The 1,387-nt window shown below is 42.5% G+C and carries 2 protein-coding genes; both read right to left on the reverse strand.

The features are described from left to right. Nucleotides 1-42 precede the first annotated feature (42 nt). Nucleotides 43-903 (reverse strand): IS3 family transposase, encoded by an 861-nt coding sequence (locus tag AC1XTG_RS25550; RefSeq protein ID WP_484843888.1) that lies wholly within the window; start codon nucleotides 901-903, stop codon nucleotides 43-45. Nucleotides 904-917: 14 nt separating this feature from the next. Beyond that, on the reverse strand, nucleotides 918-1,387 hold a 470-nt coding region (locus AC1XTG_RS25555; RefSeq protein ID WP_484843889.1), incomplete at its 5' end, for a transposase.

The raw sequence follows: 1,387 nt of genomic DNA on the forward strand, positions 1-1,387 counted from the left end.
TGACTAGTCCTGAAAACCCGATACAGGTTTGGGATAAATAAATTAAAGTTTTGAAACAGTAGCAGACCTAAGTTTGCTACTGTTTTTTTGTTTGTAGGTTCTCATTCTGACTTGATTTTGGTTATGCATTTGTTGAGGTGTCAGTAAGAAGTTTGACCAATGTGGCCTGTTTTCATTATAGATTTTAATTGCTTCCGAGACAATCTGCGTCATGATTGATAGTTCCAGATGATAATTGTCAATCATAAACTCTTGCTTCAAAATACCATTCACCCTTTCAGCAACTGCATTTTCATAGGGATCTGAATTTTGGGTCATGCTGCACCTTAGACCAAACTTTTCCAGTAGATACTGGTATTCGTCACAGCAATACTGGATACCCCGATCTGAGTGATGAATAGGCTTGCTGGCCTTGCTTGACCGTGTTTTGTAAGCCATTTTCAATGCGCTAATGCTACCTGCACTACTTAATGAGTCAGAGACATGATACCCAACGATTTTCTTGGAATAAGCATCCGTGATCAAGCTCAGATAACAAGGTTTTTCTCTTTTTCCGATGTAAGTAATGTCTGCCGCCCAGACTTGCTCAGGATGTGTGATTTGTAAGTTACTGACTAAATTGGAATGCTTTCTAAACCTATGATGCGACAAGGTCGTAACGTGATAACTTTTCTTAGGCCTTATCAACAGATGATTTGCCCTTAGAATGTCAAAAAAGCGGTCCCTGCCTACTCTGAGTGTCTGCAGCTGTTCATAGAGCAAATAATATAGCTTTCTTGTCCCGATTCTGGACTGGACTTGCCGCTGCCCGTTTACCAGGTCAACCACCTGACTGGCAATGGTACGCTTTGTCCGGCCCCGTCGAAGCGCGCGATAGTATACTTGTCTGTCTATCCCGAACAACCCGCAAGTAAAGCCTACGCTTTCTTGTCGCTTCTCTTTGAAGGATTGGATTGTCCGGGTGGCAAGTTTTTTCGTATATCGATCTGATATTCGTTCTCGGCAAGCTCAATCATCATATCAAAGATGACTGCCTTCGAGTCGGCTATATGGTGCTGCTGTTCCAGTTGGGCTTTCTGCTTCTCCAAAAGTTTGACCTTCGCTTCCAGCTCCAAAATGCGCTGTTCCTGGCTTTTTGGCATATGATTAGGGCTTTGGTTCTCCCAATCAAATTTACCGTATTTTCGTAACCACTTCTTCACCGTACTATCGCCTTGGATACCATACTTCAAGCTCGCTTGACTAAGGCTCAATGCACCTGATTCAACTTCATTAACCACAGACAACTTAAAGCTTAAAGTGTAATCACGCTGCGTTCGCCGAACATAACTTTCTTCTGTTTCCATATCGATGCGTTTTTTCTGTATCGATATTTCAGGACGAGACA

Source organism: Dyadobacter sp. HNCC25DJ183 (genome assembly GCF_056895175.1).